Consider the following 15,895-nt stretch of genomic DNA (forward strand, 5'->3'; position numbering starts at 1 on the left):
TGGCCATCGACAGAACGCTGCAATAACAAAGCGATAAGACCACTGTCGTGAATCGGTGTCGCAAGTGCTTCAAGCCTGACATGACAAAGGCCCGGGAAACCGGGCCCTTGTCATTGGGGTGTTCTTGACGCCGTCCGCCGACTTCTCGGCCTTGTCTTATTTCTCCAGTGTTGCCACCGCCTCGACATGAGACGACCAGAGGAACTGGTCGATCGGCGTCACCGAGGTGATGCGGTAGCCGGCAATTGTCAGGATCGAGAGGTCGCGCGCAAGCGTGACCGGATTGCAGGAAACGGCCACGATCTTCTTGACGCCGGAGCGGGCGATCTCGTGACATTGCGTCTCTGCGCCGGCGCGCGGCGGGTCGAAGACGATCGCGTCAAAGACCTTCAACTCCTGCGCCATGACCGGGCGGCGGAAGAGGTCGCGCTTTTCGATCGTCACGGGCTTCAGCCCTTGCGTGTTGCGCGCGGCGAAATCGAGCGCCTTCAGCGCCTTGTCCTCGCCCTCGACCGCATGGACGCGCGCCTTGCGAGCGATGCGCAGAGCGAAGGTGCCGCAGCCGGCAAAGAGATCGGCGACGCGCTTGGACTTGCCGAGATGGTCGAGCACCAGCTTCGCCATTGTCTCTTCGGCCTGCGCCGTCGCCTGGGTGAAGCTGCCGGGCGGTGGCGAAACGGAAACACCGCCGAAATCGATCACCGGTCTCACCGGCTCGACAATGATCTCGCCATTGAGGCTGACGCGGGCGATGCCGCGCTCGCCGAGCACGGCTTCGACCGTGCGGCGGCGCTCGCGGTCGTCGAGCTTCTTGATGCCATCGACCGAGAGGTCGAGGCCGGAGAGCGTTTCGAGCACGGTGATGCGGAACGGCTCGGCATTGACGGCCATGGCCGCGCCGACTTTGGCAATGGTGGCGAGCTTCGAGACGATACCCGGGCTCGCGATCGGACATTCCGAGATCGCGACGATATGGTGGCTTTCCGCCTGGTTGAAGCCGAGAAGCAGATCCTTCTCGGTCTTGCGGGCGGTGAAGACCGCGCGGCGGCGCTGGCCGGGCTCGGCGGTGATGAGCGGCGCCACCTCGGGTGTGAGCCCTTTCGACTTCAGGGCGGCGATCACCAGATCGCGCTTGAAGCCGTGATAGAGCGTGTCCGACGCATGCTGCAGCGTGCAGCCGCCGCAGGTGCCGTTGACACCATCGGGCCCGAAATGCCGACAGTGCGGCTCGATGCGCTCGGGTGACGGTTCCCTCAGCGAGATCAGCGTGCCGTGCGACTTGTTGACCGCGAGCGCCACACTTTCGCCGGGCAGCGTGAAGGGCGCATAGATCGGCCCGTCAGGGCCTTCTGCAATACCGTCGCCCTGGGCGCCGAGCCGGTTGATGGTGACGGTCTCGGTGCTCATGGCTTCCTGCCCGCCAGCAGGAATTCGACATTGCCGTCGCCGCCGGCAATCGGCGAGGGGATAAGGCCGAGGCTCTGCCAGCCCATGTCCTCCACAAGCCAATGTTCCAGTTCGGCAGCAACGGCCGGCGCGCTGTCGGGGTCCTTGAGCAGCCCCGCCTTGCTGATTGCATCGCGGCCGGCCTCGAACTGCGGCTTGACCAGCAGGATGCAGTGCGCGCCGGGAAGCGCCATCTCGAGCGCCGGGGGGAGGGCGAGCTTCAGCGAGATGAACGAGACGTCCGAGACGACGAAGGTGACTTCTCGGTTGTCGACGTCGTCCTCAGTCATCGCGCGGGCATTGAGGCCCTCGATGCTGGTGACGCGCGGGTCACCTTCGATGCGCGGATGGATCTGGCCGTGACCGACGTCGATGGCAACCACGTGCTCTGCCCCGCGCTTCAACAGCACTTCGGTGAAGCCGCCGGTCGAGGCACCGATATCGAGACAGCTTTCGCCCGAGGGATCGAGGGCGAAATGATCGAGTGCCGCGACAAGTTTCAGCGCCGCGCGGGAGACATAGTCCTGCGCCGGGTCATCAATGGTGATCGTCACGCTTTCGGCGAACATCAATGACGGCTTGGTGACCGTGCGGCCATCGACCTTGACGGTGCCGCGCTGGATCGCGTCTCGGGCGCGGGCGCGGCTGGCAACCAGACCCGTGTTGAGCAGCAACTGATCCAGGCGCACCCTGTTTCTGTGTTCTTCATTCTGGCGTTCTTCTGACATGTGCTTCTCATGGCGACTTGCCGCCCCAATGGCAAGCCCCTCGCGCTCGGAGCGATGACCCGCTTTGGGCTTAACAGCTAGGAAACCCAAGAAATCGGGGAATACTTACCGTCCGCCGCCTGCGCCACGCTACACCAGTTGCCTCCGCCGAGTGGTTCAACCCCGCAGATCTTTGTCTCGTGGGAACACAGCGATGGCGCAGACGGGAACTCCGACGGTATCCACAAAAAGCAAAACCCCGACGAGAGCCGGGGTTTTGCTTTTAAACGGGGCGCCGTTCGTGTCAGCCGGCAGCGCCGATGCCGATATCCTGCTTCTGGCCGAGCGCCTTGAAAACAGTAGAGACGATGCCGGCACGGTCGAGACCGGCGGCGGCATACATCGCTTCGGGCTTGGCCTGCTCCATCCAGATGTCGGGCATGACCATCGGGCGGACCTTGAGGCCGCCGTCGAGCAGGCCGTCTTCAGCGAGAAACTGCAGCACATGGCTGGCGAAGCCGCCGACGGCGCCTTCCTCGATGGTGATCAGCACCTCATGGTTACGGGCCAGCTGGCGGATGAGGTCATGGTCAAGCGGCTTGGCGAAGCGGGCGTCGGCAACGGTCGTCGAAAGGCCGGCGGCATCGAGGTCTTCTGCGGCCAGCAGACAGTCGGCAAGGCGCGTGCCGAAGGAGAGCAGCGCCACCTTCGATCCCTGCTTGACGACGCGGCCCTTGCCGATCTCGAGGATCTGGCCGCGCTCCGGCATTTCGACGCCGACGCCCTCGCCGCGCGGGTAGCGGAACGAAATCGGCCCGGCATCATAGGCGGCGGCAGTGCGCACCATGTGTTTCAATTCCGCCTCGTCGGCGGCGGCCATCACGACGAAGCCGGGGAGTGTGGCGAGATAGGTCGTGTCGAAGGAGCCTGCATGGGTCGGACCGTCGGCGCCGACGAAGCCGGCGCGGTCGATCGGGAAGCGCACGGGCAGCCCCTGGATCGCCACGTCGTGCACCACCTGGTCGTAGCCACGCTGGAGGAAGGTGGAGTAAAGCGCTGCAAAGGGCTTGTAGCCTTCGGAAGCAAGACCGGCGGCAAAGGTTACGGCGTGCTGCTCGGCAATGCCGACGTCGAAGCAGCGCGACGGATGGACCTTGGCGAATTTGTCGAGACCGGTGCCGGACGGCATTGCGGCGGTGACGGCGACGATCTTGTCGTCGAAACCGGCTTCCTGCGTCAGCGCATCGGCAAAGACCGAGGTATAGGCCGGGGCATTCGGCTTGGCCTTCGCCTGGGCGCCGGTGATGACGTCGAACTTGTTGACCCCGTGATACTTGTCGGCCGCGGCTTCCGCCGGCGGATAGCCCTTGCCCTTCTGCGTCACCACATGGATCAGCACCGGACCCTTGGCATTGTCGCGCACATTGCGCAGCACCGGCAGGAGATGGTCGAAGGAGTGCCCATCGATCGGGCCGATATGGTAGAAGCCCATCTCTTCGAAGAGCGTGCCGCCGGTGACGTAGCCGCGGGCATGCTCGACAGCGCGGGTGATCGCCCGGTCGACGGTCTTGCCGAGATAGGCGGTCAGCTTCTTACCAACCTCGCGGATGCCCATATAGGTGCGGCCCGAGGCAAGGCGTGCCAGATAGGCGCTCATCGCGCCGGTCGGCGGCGCAATCGACATGTCGTTGTCGTTGAGGATGACGATCAGTCGGGCATCGAGCGCGCCGGCATTGTTGAGCGCCTCATAGGCCATGCCGGCCGAAAGCGCGCCGTCGCCGATGACGGCGATGACGTTGCGGTTCTTGCCGTCGAGATCGGCGGCGACCGCCATGCCGAGGCCGGCAGAAATCGAGGTCGAGGAGTGGGCGGCGCCGAAGGGGTCGTACTCGCTCTCGGCACGGCGGGTGAAGCCGGAAAGGCCGCCTTCCTGGCGCAGCGTCCGGATGCGGTCGCGACGGCCGGTCAGGATCTTGTGCGGATAGCACTGGTGGCCGACGTCGAAGATCAGCCGGTCATCCGGCGTGTTGAAGACCTTGTGGATGGCAATCGTCAGTTCGACAACGCCGAGGCCGGCGCCGAGATGGCCGCCGGTGCGCGACACCGCGTCGATCATTTCCGCTCGGACCTCACCGGCAAGCTGCGGCAGATCCTTGTCGTCGATCTTCTTCAGATCGTCGGGGAAAGTCACCTTGTCGAGCAAGGGAGTAGCCGGCATCGGATTGGTTGGCAGTTGTGTCACGCTGCATGCCTCATGCGCGCCGTGGGGTCAGGCGCGCGATAGTTGGTGGTACCGTCGAAGCGGCTCTTTAGACGCAATCGTTGCTGAATGCAAAATTAGGCGTTCCTGCGTCGTCAACCAAGAGACTAGCGCATGATTCTGTGAATCGAAATCGATTCAAGCGCCATGAGGCAATGTTGCGCGGTTTTATGCGCTCATGCCGTTCTACTTGCGGTCGAGATCAGCTTTCGGGCAGCGGAACAAATTCTTCCTCGTCGCCGGGCACGATGTCGAAGCGGCCGGTGCGCCACTCTTCCTTGGCCTTCTCGATGCGCTCCTTGGAGGAGGAGACGAAGTTCCACCAGATGTGGCGGGCGGAGCCAAGTGCTGCACCGCCGAAGAGCATGACGTGACAGCCCTCAGGCCCGGCGGTCACCGTGATCTCGTCGCCCGGACGGAAGACGAGCAGTTGGTTGTCGGCAAAGTGGTCGCCGGCGATGATCGCCTCTCCGGAGAGAATATAGAGCGCGCGTTCTTCCCACTGTGCGGCAAAGGGGGCGCTTTTGCCCGGAGCGATGTTGAGGTCGACATAGATGGTGTCGGTGAAGACCGAGACGGGCGACTTCGCGCCTTCGAAATTGCCGAGGACCACCCGCGCCTTGATGCCGTCATCGCTCATATGCGGCAGCATGCGCTCCTCGGTGTGGCTGAAAATCGGGTCGATTTCTTCCTTGTGGTCGGGTAGTGCCAGCCAAGTTTGCAAGCCGGAGATCGAGCGGGCGTGGCCGCGCTGGTTTTCGGGCGAGCGCTCGGAATGCACGATGCCGCGGCCGGCGGTCATCAGGTTCACGTCGCCGGGGCGGATCACCATCTCGGTGCCGAGGCTGTCGCGATGCTTGATTTCGCCGTCGAAGAGATAGGTGACGGTCGAAAGCCCGATATGCGGATGCGGGCGCACGTCGATCGCCTCGCCGGCGCGCAGCAGCGCCGGGCCCATGCGGTCGAAGAAGATGAAGGGACCGACCAGGCGCCGCTTCGCCGACGGCAGGGCGCGGCGAACCTGCAGCCCGCCGATATCGCTGGTGCGCGGAACGATCAGATGTTCGATGGCGTCACAGGCGGGTTTGTCGCCGGCGAGCGGATCGGGGCCTGGAAAGAAAGACATGGCGCGTGCTCCCGTTTCTTGCTGTCATATCAATAACTAGCGCCTGCGCGCTGAGGCGGCTAGGGACCAATCCGATACGAAGCGTTTCCGCGGAGCAATCAATCCGCTTCTCAATCGGCGTCGAGCGGCTCCACGCCCTGCGGCTTGCCGGCCCGGTCGAGGCGGATCTTTTCGATGCGGTCTTCGGCAGCCTTCAGCAGCGCCTCGCAATGCTTCTTCAGCGCTTCGCCACGCTCGTAAATCTCGATCGACTTGTCGAGGGCGACGTCGCCGCGCTCCAGCGCCGAGACGATCCGCTCCAGTTCCTCTACGGCCTGCTCGAAGGAGAGCGCGGAAACGTCCGGTTGCGTGGTGTTGTTCATGGTTACCCTCTCATCAGTCTTGAGATGTGCAGGCCGGCCGATTCGGCCAGGCCCTGAAGGTCATAGCCGCCTTCGAGCAGGCTGACCATGCGGTTGCCGGCGCTGCGGTCGGCGATCTCGTGCAGGCGTCCCGTCGCCCAGTCGAAATCCTCGGCGACGAGGTTGATCTGCGCCAGCGGATCGCGGTGATGGGCGTCGAAGCCGGCGGAAATCAGGATGAAGTCCGGCCGGAAATTGGTGAGCGCCGCAAGCACGCGGCTGCGGAACGCCTCGCGGAATTGCTCGCTGCCCATGTTCGGCGACAGCGGCGCGTTGACGATGTTGCCCTTGACGCCCGTCTCGTCCTTGGCGCCGGTGCCGGGATAAAGCGGCATCTGGTGCGTCGAGCAGAAGAGCACGGACGGATCGTTCCAGAAAATGTCCTGCGTGCCGTTGCCGTGGTGCACGTCCCAGTCGACGATCGCGACGCGCTCGGCGCCATGGGCCTTCTGGGCGTACCGGGCGGCAATCGCCACCGTGTTGAACAGGCAGAAGCCCATCGCCTTGTTTTTCTCGGCGTGGTGTCCCGGCGGGCGCGCCGCGATGAAGGCGTTGTCGGCCTCGCCGGAAAAGACCGCGTCGACCGCCGCAGTCGCCCCGCCGATGCCCGTTAAGGCGGCGTCGAGGCTTAAGGGGCTGGCATAGGTATCCGCCTCGAAATGGTTGAGGCCTTCCTCCGGGATGGCGCGCTTGACGTTACGCAGGTGTTCTTCCGGGTGAACGAGCAGAACGAGATCTTCGCTCGCCTTCTTCGCCTCGATCCGCTTGAGATCGGCGAAGTTCGGATGTTCGAGCGCAAGGTTCAGCGCCTTCAGCCGGTCCGGCCGTTCGGGATGCCCCTCCGGAACCTCGTGTTCCAGAAAGACCGGATTTTCATAGAGGAACGTGGTCATGTCGCGAAACCTAGTGCTGTCACCCTGCAAGGTCCATGGCGAGGCAGTCGAAAGGCGGAATTTTCAACAGCGCGGATCGAGCAGCAGTTTGCCGTCGCGGCCCGCATCTGCCTGATGCGCAAGCGCCGCGCCGAGCTGGCTCAATGGATAGATCTCCGCGATCCGGCTGGAGAAGAGGCCTGATCGCAAGCCGTCGAAACTTCTCGCAAAAGCCGCTTCAATCGCCGGTCGCCCGGCCGAATGTACCCATGTGCGCAGCCACAGGAACGAGAAGCGGATATCCGGCCGCGACTGGATCACTGCCTGAGATACCGGCACGCCGCTCAGCGCCCCGTACTGGATGAAGGCGCCGCCGGGTTCGAGGGTGCGAAGAATGAGATCGCCGGCAAACGGACCGCCGACGGCGTCGATGATCGCGTCGAGCCGGAGTTCGGGTATGCGGCTCTCGTCGCCAAGAACGACGTGGCCGGGAACCTCGCTTGCAAGCCGCTCGGCGCTGCGTTGTCTGCGAACGATGCCAATGGCCTTCGCCCCTTCGCCGGCAAGCAGCTTCATCAGCATCCCGCCGATCGCGGACCCTGCCGCCGTGACGCCGATGCGGCGCCGGTCGAGCGCGCCGAAATGCGCGCGCAGCGCCTCGACCAGTTGCAGTGCGGTCAGCGGATTGACGTAGCAGGTGGCCGCATCGGTCTCACGGATGTCGTCGGGCAGTGTGAAACACCATTCGGCCGGTCGCAGCAGATACTCCTGCCAGAGGCCGCTGGCGCCGATCGGTACCACGCGGTCGCCGGGTTTCAGCGAAGTCACGCCGCCGCCGACGCGCGTCACCGTACCGAAGCCCTCGAAGCCCGGAACGAAGGGCAGGGTGGTGCGGGCGCTGTAGGCGCCGGTCACCGGGATGAGATCGGACGGGTTGATGGCGGCAAGCGACAGCGCTACTTCGACGTCGCCCGGTCCCGGTGCGACGCGTTCCCGATCGACGACCGCAATCACTTGCCGGGGGTCGCCGAACTGTCTAACGAGGGTGGAGCGCATCGTCGGGGAGCCTCGCATGGACGGCAGGGAGCTGGAGAACGTTACGGAAATCCGTATTCCGTTTCGCGATATAGACATGCACGGCCATATGCACAATGCCGCCTATTATGCCCATGCGGAAGCAGCCCTTTCCAGTCTCTGGCGCCACCGCCCGCATGTGGTGAACGAGCCGAGCTATCTCGTGCGCCGCTCGGCCTGCGTCTATCACCGCGGCCTGCGCTACGACGAACCGGCCCGCTTCACTGTCAACGTAACAAAGATCGGCGGCAGCTCGATCAGCTTCGCCGTCAAGGTCGAGGCGCGCGGCCAACTTGTGGCGGAAGTGGAGGTCGTCTGGGTGGCGGTCGATCCGCAACGCCACACCCCACTGCCGCTGCCGACCGCGACACGGGAATGGCTGGCGGCCTATACGGTCTGAACCAAAGCAATTGCAGGAAAAGTGCGAAGCGGTTTTCCGTCCGCAATTGCGCGCGCTCAAACCGCGCGAAACAGGGCGACGATGCCCATGCCGCCGCCAACGCCCATCATCGCCAGTCCTTCGGTGTCGGCGGGCGCGGTCGACATTTGCGAGAAAAGCCGGACCGCAAGGATTGCTCCTGATGCGCCATAGGGATGGCCGAGCGCGATGGCGCCGCCATCGAGATTGACCCTTTCCTCCGCAATATCGAGCTGGTCGAGACTGCCAAGCACCTGTGAAGCGAAGGCCTCGTTGAATTCGATGAAATCGACCTTGGCCGGATCGAGCGCGGGTTGCCGCACTTTCAGCTTCTGTATAGCCGGCACGGGGCCGAGACCGAGGAGATTGGGATGGACGCCGGCCGTCGCGGCATCGACGAATTCGAGCATGAAGGGAACGTGAAGTCGCTGGGCCTCGGCAAGGCTGGTCACCAGCACCACGGCCGCGCCATCATTGATCGGGCAGGCATTGCCGGCGGTCACCGTGCCACCCTCGACGAAGACCGGCTTTAGCCGCTGCAGTGTTTCCATCGACGCGTTCGGACGCGGGCACTCATCGCGAGACACAAAGCCCGCCGCCGTCTCGATCGGCACGATCTCGCGGACGAAACGGCCGGCAAGCTCGGCTTCAACGGCGCGGCGATGGCTTTGAAGCGCAAAGGTATCCTGCCGTTCGCGAGAGATCCTACAGGCGGTCGCGACGTTTTCGGCGGCGACGCCCATGTCCGGATCGCCGATCTCGTCCGGCGCCATGCGGGCGCGCTTGACGGGCGCGAGCTCGCCGCCGCGCTCCAGCGGCGGCCTCAGACGGATATGCGCGCGGCTGGCGCTCTCGGTCCCGCCGGCCAGGTAGAAGCGGCCGGCACCCGCCTGGATCATCCGCGCCGCGAGCGCGATCGCCTCCAGCCCGGAGCCGCATTGCCGATCGACGGTCACGCCCGGCGTCGAGACCGGCAGGCCTGCTTCGAGCGCTGCGAGCCGGGCGAGATTGCCGGCGCTGTTTGCGGCATTGCCGAGAATGACGTCGTCGATCTCGGTCGCTTCAAGCCCGACGTCGCCGAGAATACGGGCGATCAGCGGTGCTGCCAGCTGCGACGGTTCGATATCGCGAAGCGTGCCGTTGACCCGGCCGATTGGCGTCCGGAGCGCGGCGATGATCACCGGTATGCGTGCCGGCTCAGTCGATGAGTTCGAGAGCATCGTTTCCATCCGCGATCCATTGCCTGAGCGTGCCCGCCGCCACCTTGCCCGACTGCGTCATTGGCATCTTCGGGCAGAGCCAGATGCGGCGCGGATGTTTGTAGCGCGGCAGATGGGCAGCGAGATGACGCTCAAGTGCGTCTCGGTCAAATATGCTGCCCTCCGGCTCGATGACGGCGACGAGTTCGCTGCCGAGGTCCGGATGATCGAGCCCGAGGACGAGCGCAGCGTGAACGTCAGGGTAGGCGACAAGTGTCGCCTCCACTTCCTGCGGGTAGATGTTGTTGCCGCCCGACAGAACCATGCCGCCGGCGCGCCCGAGAAGATGAAGCGTACCGTCGTCGTCGAGGAAGCCAATATCGCCCACCGTCGCAAGCTCGCCAAGACGACGGAAGCCGGCGCCATCGCTTTGCCCGACATAACCGTCGGAGATGAGGGCGCTGTCAACGAAGATCGTCCCCGTTTCGCCCATGGGCACTTCATCCCCTGTGTCATTGCGAATGCTTAGCGCAACGCCGGGAAAGGCGCTGCCGACGGCGGTGGCCGAAGCGGTGTCGTCCTTTGTTGCGACGCTGATGAAGCCCAGTTCCGAGGCGCCGTAATATTCGATGACCTCCGCCTTCGGAAAAGCGAGTGCGGCGACAGCGCGGTCACTCGCCGTCAGTTTGGCGCCGGCGACCGTGATATGTGTGACGCAGGCCTGCGGTCTGTTCGCGGCCGCTGCGCAGAGCCGCCGCAGCATCGTCGGTACCAGCACCAGGCGTTGCACTTTCTCCGTCTCGATGATGGTCAGCGCTCGCGCTGCGTCGAAATGAGCCGCCCCGATGAATTCGGCGCCGGCGCAGAGCGTTTCGGCGAGCGCGTAGAGCGTCAGCCCGTGCGCTAGCGGACCGGGAGCAAAGGTGCGGGTGCCATGGTCGATGCCGAAAAAGCGCGCGCCGGTGGCCAGGCTCCTGCGCCACGAGCCGCGATCACGGATGATCGCTTTCGGCGCGCCGGTCGTTCCCGAGGTGAAAACGACCAGAAACGGCTCGCTTTCTTTGCCGGCTGCGAGTGGCGCTCGCTCTTTGCCGTCGCTCTCGCGGAAGGATCGCGTCTCGCCGCTTGCCGGAGCGTGAAGAGACAAGTCCGCGCCATTGGCGCTGACGATGAGATCGGGAGACAGACGATCGCGCATGGCCTGGCGGGTTGCGGCCGGCAGATGCGGGTCGATGAGCGCGACACAGTTACCTTGGCTGGTGGCGGCGAGAAAGGCGGCGGCGAAGAGTGGATGATTGCCGGCCTCAAGTACGATCAGGCATGCGCGGGCGCCAAGCACGCTGCGGTGCCCGGCAACCCCCGCCAAATCGTCGAATGCCGCAACGAGCTGTCCGGCGAAGCGCTTCAGCTCATCGAAAGTGAAAACCCGGCCCTCCATACGGAAGGCCGGGGCATACGGATGTTCGTCCGCGTGGCTATGGATCGCGGCGGCAAACGGCATCGGCTCAGGCGCGTGCCGGCAGCAGCGGATAGCCGGCGTAGACGGCGCGGGCTGCCAGCGTTGCGATCGCTGCCTTCAAGAGGTCGCCCGGGATGAAGGCGAGCGAACCGGTGGCGACGGTCAGGAGCGGCGTGCCGGTAACCGCCGAAACCCAGGGCATGCCGATTGCATAAAGCACGACGATGCCGCCGAGGACGGAGGCGAGGAAGAAGCCGATGAACTGGCGCGTTTCCGCCTGGCCCTCGCGCACCGCGCGCTCGGCAATCAGGCCGGTAACGAAGGTGGCGACGACCCAGCCGATGATGAAGCCGCCGGACGGGCCGGCCAACACGGCAAGACCGCCGCGACCGCCCGAGAGCACCGGCAGGCCGATGGCGACCAAAAGCAGGAACAGCAGAAAGGCGAGTGCGCCGCGCTTGGCGCCGAGAATGCACCCGGCGAGCATCACGCCCATCGACTGGGCGGTGATCGGTACCGGAATGAAGCCGAGCGTGATCGGCGGAATGAGGCCGAGCACGACGACGATCGCGGCGAAGAGGGCGATGAGGACGAGATCTCTGGTGTTCATGACGTTCGGTTCCCTGTGTATTAGATTTTTCGCATCTATTGGCGACGAAATCCGCGCGCGTCAATTGCCGCAGCGATGGTATCGGCATCTTTGAGCGTCAGGATGATCAGCGGCCCGATGATCGTCAACGGTCGGATCGGCAGGCCGCGGGCGCGGTGCGCCTCGCGGATCGCCTCGTAGCGCGCGAAGATGTCGGGCACGAAGCGCAGCACCAGCCCGAGCGCCAGGCTGACATCGGCCGCCCGCAGCCAACCCAGCCGTTCGAAAGGGGTCAAGAGTACAGTGATCTCGTCCATGAAGGCGCTGATCGTCGTCGTCGCCGTGACGGCGGCCGCAAACAGCACCAGGGCCATCAGCCTCAGCGTCAGGGTCGCGACCTCGCCGACCGGCAGCAGAAAAAGGTTGACCGCGGCCAGAAAGAAGATCGTCAGGAAGACGATGCCGACGCGCGCGATTGCCTCCTTCAGGGGGAGCCCGACGGAAAGATAGAGGCCGGCGGCAAGGACGAAGGCGATCGCCTGCAGCACCAGTGAACCGCTGAGGAAGAGGACGATGCTTAGGGCTACGAGTGCAATGAGCTTCACTCTCACCGGCAGGCGGTGCAGCAGGCTGTCGCCTTCGATGTGCAGGCTCGTCAGCATCCGGCGATCTCATGGTAGCGGCGGATCGTCTCGCGCGGGTCGCCGTCGGCCGCAAGCCGCCCCTCGTGGAAGAGCAGCAGCCGGTCGACGTTTTCGACGAGTGCAAGATCGTGGGTGATCACCACCGTATCCTCCGGCAGCCCCTCGATCGTTTCGGCGACGCGGCGTCGATTGCGCAGGTCGAGCTGGTTCGTCGGCTCATCGAGGATGAGGATTTTCGGATCGGTGACGACGACGCTTGCCATGGCGACGAGCTGCGTCTCGCCGCCCGAAAGCTCGTGCACACGCCGTCGTGCCAGATGTTCGATACCGAAGCGCGACAGCGCGCCTTGCATGCGGCGGTCGATTTCCTCGCGAGGAAGCCCGCGGTTCTTCAAGCCGAAGGCGATGTCCTCGGCAACGATGGGCATGATCAGCTGGTGCTGCGGATTCTGGAAGATAAAGCCGGCTTCGGAAAGCACGGCGCGATCGTCTTCGACCGTGTTCAGCCCGTTGACCGTCACTCGACCCGAGGAAGGCTTGACCAGGCCATTGATCAGCCGGGCGAAAGTGGTCTTGCCGGAACCGTTGAGACCGATGATACCGACGCGCTTTTCACTGAGCGCCAAGTTCAACGGGTGCAAGGCCACCCGCTCGCCGAAGCGGACCGCGCAATCGGTAAAGCGGATGTCCATTCCGTCCCTCGCTATCTTCGGCCCGCGCCGTTTTCGGGGTGCTCTATAGGCCAAGTCCGGCAACAAGGGCAATGCGGTGGCGCGGGACCGAGATGCGGGCGGAACACGGCGCATACATTTCCTCATCCTGCTCCAGTTTGAATTATGGGAATAAAAGCCTATTCTTATCGCCATGACGATTCGCCTTTCCAACAGCGACGCCCGTCGCATCTTCCTCGCCAAGCAGGGCCTTTCCGGCGCTCCGAACCGCGCGCTCGGCAAGGAGGGGCTGCTGAAGCTCATCCACGACATCGGCTTCGTGCAGGTGGACAGCATCGCCACGGTCGAGCGCGCCCATCACCAGATCCTGTTTGCTCGCAACCAGACCTATCGCCGCGAACATCTGACGGCGCTTCTGGAAGATGATCGAGACCTGTTCGAGCACTGGACGCACGACGCCTCGATCATTCCGAGCAGCTTCTTCCGCTACTGGAAGCACCGCTTCAAATGGGAAGGCGAGACGATCGTCGAGCGCTGGCAAAAATGGCGCGGCGAGGGCTTCGAGAAGGGCTGTGACGAGACCTATCAGCGCATCGCCGAGGGCGGACCGGTGCTGGCGCGCGACCTCAAGGAAGCCGAGCACGAATCCGGTGGCTGGTGGAACTGGCACCCCTCGAAGACCGCACTCGAAGTGCTCTGGCGCACCGGAAAACTGGCGATCGCGCGGCGTGAGAATTTCCAGAAGGTCTATGATCTGACCGAGCGGGTGATCCCGCCGCATCATCAGGATGGCGACGTCAGCCACCAGGAATTCATCGATTGGGCTTGCCGCAGTGCGCTCGAACGCCTGGGCTTTGCCACCCACGGCGAGATCGCCGCCTTCTGGGATCTCGTATCCCCCGACGAGGCGAAGACCTGGGTTGCCGAGCATCGCGATGAACTTTGCGAAGTGTTGATCGAGGCGATCGATGGTGGCCGCCCGCGCGCCGCCTTCGCCTTCACCGGTTTTCCGCAAGCGCTCGGCAATATTCCCGAACCGCCGGGCCGTGTCCGGGTGCTCAGCCCCTTCGACCCGCTGCTGCGCGACCGCAACCGCACGGAGCGGCTGTTCGGCTTCTTCTATCGCATCGAGATCTTCGTGCCCGAGGCCAAGCGCGAATACGGCTACTATGTCTTTCCACTGATCGAAGGTGACCGGATGATTGGCCGCATCGACATGAAGGCGGACCGCAAGCGCGGCAGCCTCGACGTGCGCAAGCTCTGGCTCGAGACGGGCGTCCGCGCGTCGGCAGGCCGCCTGGAGCGCATCGATGCGGAGCTCGAGCGTGTTGCCCGTTTTGCCGGCGTCGAAAAAGTGGAGCGCCTCGAAGGCTGGGACGCATCGCTTACGTGATATTTTCCTTGGCTTGAACCCGCGGCCTTCCTAAATGGAGGCGATAGAATTTCTCGACGCGGGAGCGCACCACCATGAACACCGATCTGATGAGCCTCTTCGATGCCGACGAGGCAACGATCCGCAAGGTTCTCTCGGAGACGCTCGCCGGCGCCGACGACGGCGAGCTCTTTCTTGAACATGCGCAAGCCGAGGTGCTGTCCTTCGACAACGGCCGTCTGAAGGGCGGCAGCTTCAACACCGACCAGGGTTTCGGTCTTCGTGCCGTCGCCGGAGAAGCGGTCGGCTACGCCCATTCAGGCGAGCTTTCGCTGTCGGCGCTTCGCCGCGCCTCGGATGCGGTGGCGCAGGTCACCCGCGGCTATGCCGGCTCCTATGCGGCCGCGCCGCAGCGCACCAACAAAAAGCTCTATGGCGACGAGAACCCGATCGGCGAGCCGAGCTTCGAGGCGAAGGTTGCCCTGCTGCAGGAGATCGACGCCTATCTGCGCGCCAAGGATCCCAAGGTTCGGCAGGTGACGGCGTCGATCGCGGCAAGCTGGCAGGTTGTCGACATCCTCCGCGCCGACGGCCACCGCGTGCATGACGTCAGGCCGATGACCCGCATCAACATCTCCGTCGTCACCGGTGACGGCGATCGCCAGGAAAGTGGTTCCTTCGGCACCGGCGGGCGTCGCGGCTTCGGCGATTTCGTCACCGAGGAAAACTGGAAGACGGGCGCCGATGAGGCGCTGCGCCAGGCGCTTGTCAATCTCGAAGCGATCGATGCGCCGGCCGGCACCATGGACGTGGTGCTTGCCTCCGGTTGGCCGGGCGTCATGCTGCACGAAGCCGTCGGCCACGGCCTCGAAGGCGATTTCAATCGCAAGAAGACGTCGGCCTTTGCCGGCCTGATGGGCGAGCAGGTCGCCGCCAAGGGTGTCACCGTCGTCGACGATGGCACCATCGAGGCGCGCCGTGGTTCGATCTCGATCGACGACGAGGGTACGCCGTCCGGCTACAACGTGCTGATCGAGGACGGCAAGCTCGTCGGCTACATGCAGGACCGGCAGAACGCCCGGCTGATGGGCATGACGCCCACCGGCAATGGCCGCCGCCAGGGCTACGCCCATGTGCCGATGCCGCGCATGACCAATACCTACATGCTGTCAGGCGAGAGGACGCCGGAGGAAATCATCGCCTCGGTCAAGAAGGGCATCTATGCCGTTTCCTTCGGCGGCGGCCAGGTGGACATCACCTCCGGCAAGTTCGTCTTCGGCTGCACCGAGGCCTACCTGATCGAGAACGGCAAGATCGGCGCGCCCGTGAAAGGCGCCATGCTGATCGGCAACGGTCCGGACGCGATGAAGCGCGTGACCATGGTCGGTAACGACACCAAGCTCGACACCGGCATCGGCAATTGCGGCAAGGCCGGCCAGTGGGTGCCAGTCGGCGTCGGCCAGCCGCATCTGCGCATGGATCAAATCACGGTCGGCGGCACGCAGGCGTAAGATTGCATGGCGGTCTTCAAGCTGTCATTTCCGTCGCCGGAGACCGCCACGCCAAGCCACGAACTCAGGTTCAACGGGGATGCTGGCGAGATCGTGCGGCGCCGCGGAAGATGAGCGCGAGGAGGGATTGCTCCTTGGCTACACCG

At 64.5% G+C, this 15,895-nt stretch carries 15 protein-coding genes; 3 read left to right on the forward strand and 12 right to left on the reverse strand.

Annotated elements, in window-relative coordinates; genetic code table 11:
* Window positions 1-156: 156 nt before the first annotated feature.
* From IB265_RS04075 to IB265_RS04105, 7 genes are all read right to left on the reverse strand, one after another.
* Complete coding sequence (locus IB265_RS04075; RefSeq protein WP_057250734.1) at window positions 157-1,407, reverse strand: class I SAM-dependent RNA methyltransferase; 1,251 nt, start codon at window positions 1,405-1,407, stop codon at window positions 157-159.
* Complete coding sequence (locus IB265_RS04080) at window positions 1,404-2,174, reverse strand: TlyA family RNA methyltransferase (protein ID WP_057250733.1); 771 nt, start codon at window positions 2,172-2,174, stop codon at window positions 1,404-1,406. The genes IB265_RS04075 and IB265_RS04080 overlap by 4 nt, the downstream gene beginning before the upstream one ends.
* 283 nt (window positions 2,175-2,457) lie before the next feature.
* The gene (dxs, locus tag IB265_RS04085) at window positions 2,458-4,371 is read right to left on the reverse strand and encodes a 1-deoxy-D-xylulose-5-phosphate synthase (RefSeq protein ID WP_057250732.1); all 1,914 of its coding nucleotides are present in this window, start codon (window positions 4,369-4,371) and stop codon (window positions 2,458-2,460) included.
* Between the two features lie 244 nt (window positions 4,372-4,615).
* Window positions 4,616-5,539 carry a pirin family protein gene (locus IB265_RS04090; protein WP_057250730.1) on the reverse strand — a complete coding sequence of 308 codons (924 nt, stop codon included), beginning with the start codon at window positions 5,537-5,539 and terminating at the stop codon, window positions 4,616-4,618.
* Window positions 5,540-5,649: 110 nt separating this feature from the next.
* On the reverse strand, window positions 5,650-5,901 hold the full coding sequence (locus IB265_RS04095; protein WP_057250728.1) for an exodeoxyribonuclease VII small subunit: 252 nt from the start codon (window positions 5,899-5,901) through the stop codon (window positions 5,650-5,652).
* Between the two features lie 2 nt (window positions 5,902-5,903).
* Window positions 5,904-6,833, reverse strand: coding sequence for a histone deacetylase family protein (locus IB265_RS04100; protein ID WP_057250726.1), 930 nt, complete (start codon window positions 6,831-6,833; stop codon window positions 5,904-5,906).
* A gap of 63 nt (window positions 6,834-6,896) precedes the next feature.
* Complete coding sequence (locus IB265_RS04105) at window positions 6,897-7,868, reverse strand: zinc-dependent alcohol dehydrogenase family protein (protein WP_057250725.1); 972 nt, start codon at window positions 7,866-7,868, stop codon at window positions 6,897-6,899.
* A gap of 16 nt (window positions 7,869-7,884) precedes the next feature.
* Here IB265_RS04105 and IB265_RS04110 point away from each other — a divergent pair, with 16 nt between their 5' ends.
* On the forward strand, window positions 7,885-8,286 hold the full coding sequence (locus IB265_RS04110; RefSeq protein ID WP_057250723.1) for a thioesterase family protein: 402 nt from the start codon (window positions 7,885-7,887) through the stop codon (window positions 8,284-8,286).
* Window positions 8,287-8,342: 56 nt separating this feature from the next.
* On the opposite strand, the gene IB265_RS04115 is transcribed toward IB265_RS04110, so the two are convergent.
* Genes IB265_RS04115 through IB265_RS04135 form a run of 5 tightly spaced genes read right to left on the reverse strand, consistent with a single transcriptional unit; the run spans window position 8,343 to window position 12,887 of the window.
* Window positions 8,343-9,524, reverse strand: a complete 1,182-nt coding sequence (locus IB265_RS04115) for a thiolase family protein (protein WP_057251093.1) — start codon at window positions 9,522-9,524, stop codon at window positions 8,343-8,345.
* Entirely contained in the window at window positions 9,502-11,004 is a 1,503-nt protein-coding gene (locus tag IB265_RS04120) for a class I adenylate-forming enzyme family protein (protein WP_057250721.1), read from the reverse strand. The genes IB265_RS04115 and IB265_RS04120 overlap by 23 nt, the downstream gene beginning before the upstream one ends.
* 4 nt (window positions 11,005-11,008) lie before the next feature.
* Window positions 11,009-11,572 carry a biotin transporter BioY gene (locus IB265_RS04125; RefSeq protein ID WP_057250719.1) on the reverse strand — a complete coding sequence of 188 codons (564 nt, stop codon included), beginning with the start codon at window positions 11,570-11,572 and terminating at the stop codon, window positions 11,009-11,011.
* 35 nt (window positions 11,573-11,607) lie between these two features.
* Window positions 11,608-12,213, reverse strand: a complete 606-nt coding sequence (locus IB265_RS04130; protein ID WP_082615825.1) for an energy-coupling factor transporter transmembrane protein EcfT — start codon at window positions 12,211-12,213, stop codon at window positions 11,608-11,610.
* Window positions 12,207-12,887 (reverse strand): energy-coupling factor ABC transporter ATP-binding protein, encoded by a 681-nt coding sequence (locus IB265_RS04135; RefSeq protein WP_057250717.1) that lies wholly within the window; start codon window positions 12,885-12,887, stop codon window positions 12,207-12,209. Before IB265_RS04135 ends, IB265_RS04130 begins: the two co-directional genes overlap by 7 nt.
* A gap of 172 nt (window positions 12,888-13,059) precedes the next feature.
* Between IB265_RS04135 and IB265_RS04140 the strand changes: the two genes are divergently transcribed.
* Together IB265_RS04140 and tldD are read left to right on the forward strand one after the other, a co-directional pair.
* Complete coding sequence (locus IB265_RS04140; RefSeq protein WP_192494635.1) at window positions 13,060-14,259, forward strand: winged helix-turn-helix domain-containing protein; 1,200 nt, start codon at window positions 13,060-13,062, stop codon at window positions 14,257-14,259.
* Window positions 14,260-14,333: 74 nt separating this feature from the next.
* Window positions 14,334-15,749 (forward strand): metalloprotease TldD, encoded by a 1,416-nt coding sequence (tldD, locus tag IB265_RS04145; protein ID WP_057250713.1) that lies wholly within the window; start codon window positions 14,334-14,336, stop codon window positions 15,747-15,749.
* The last annotated feature ends 146 nt before the right edge of the window (window positions 15,750-15,895 follow it).

This window comes from Ensifer sp. ENS10 (assembly GCF_014852025.1).
Classification (GTDB): Bacteria; Pseudomonadota; Alphaproteobacteria; order Rhizobiales; family Rhizobiaceae; genus Ensifer.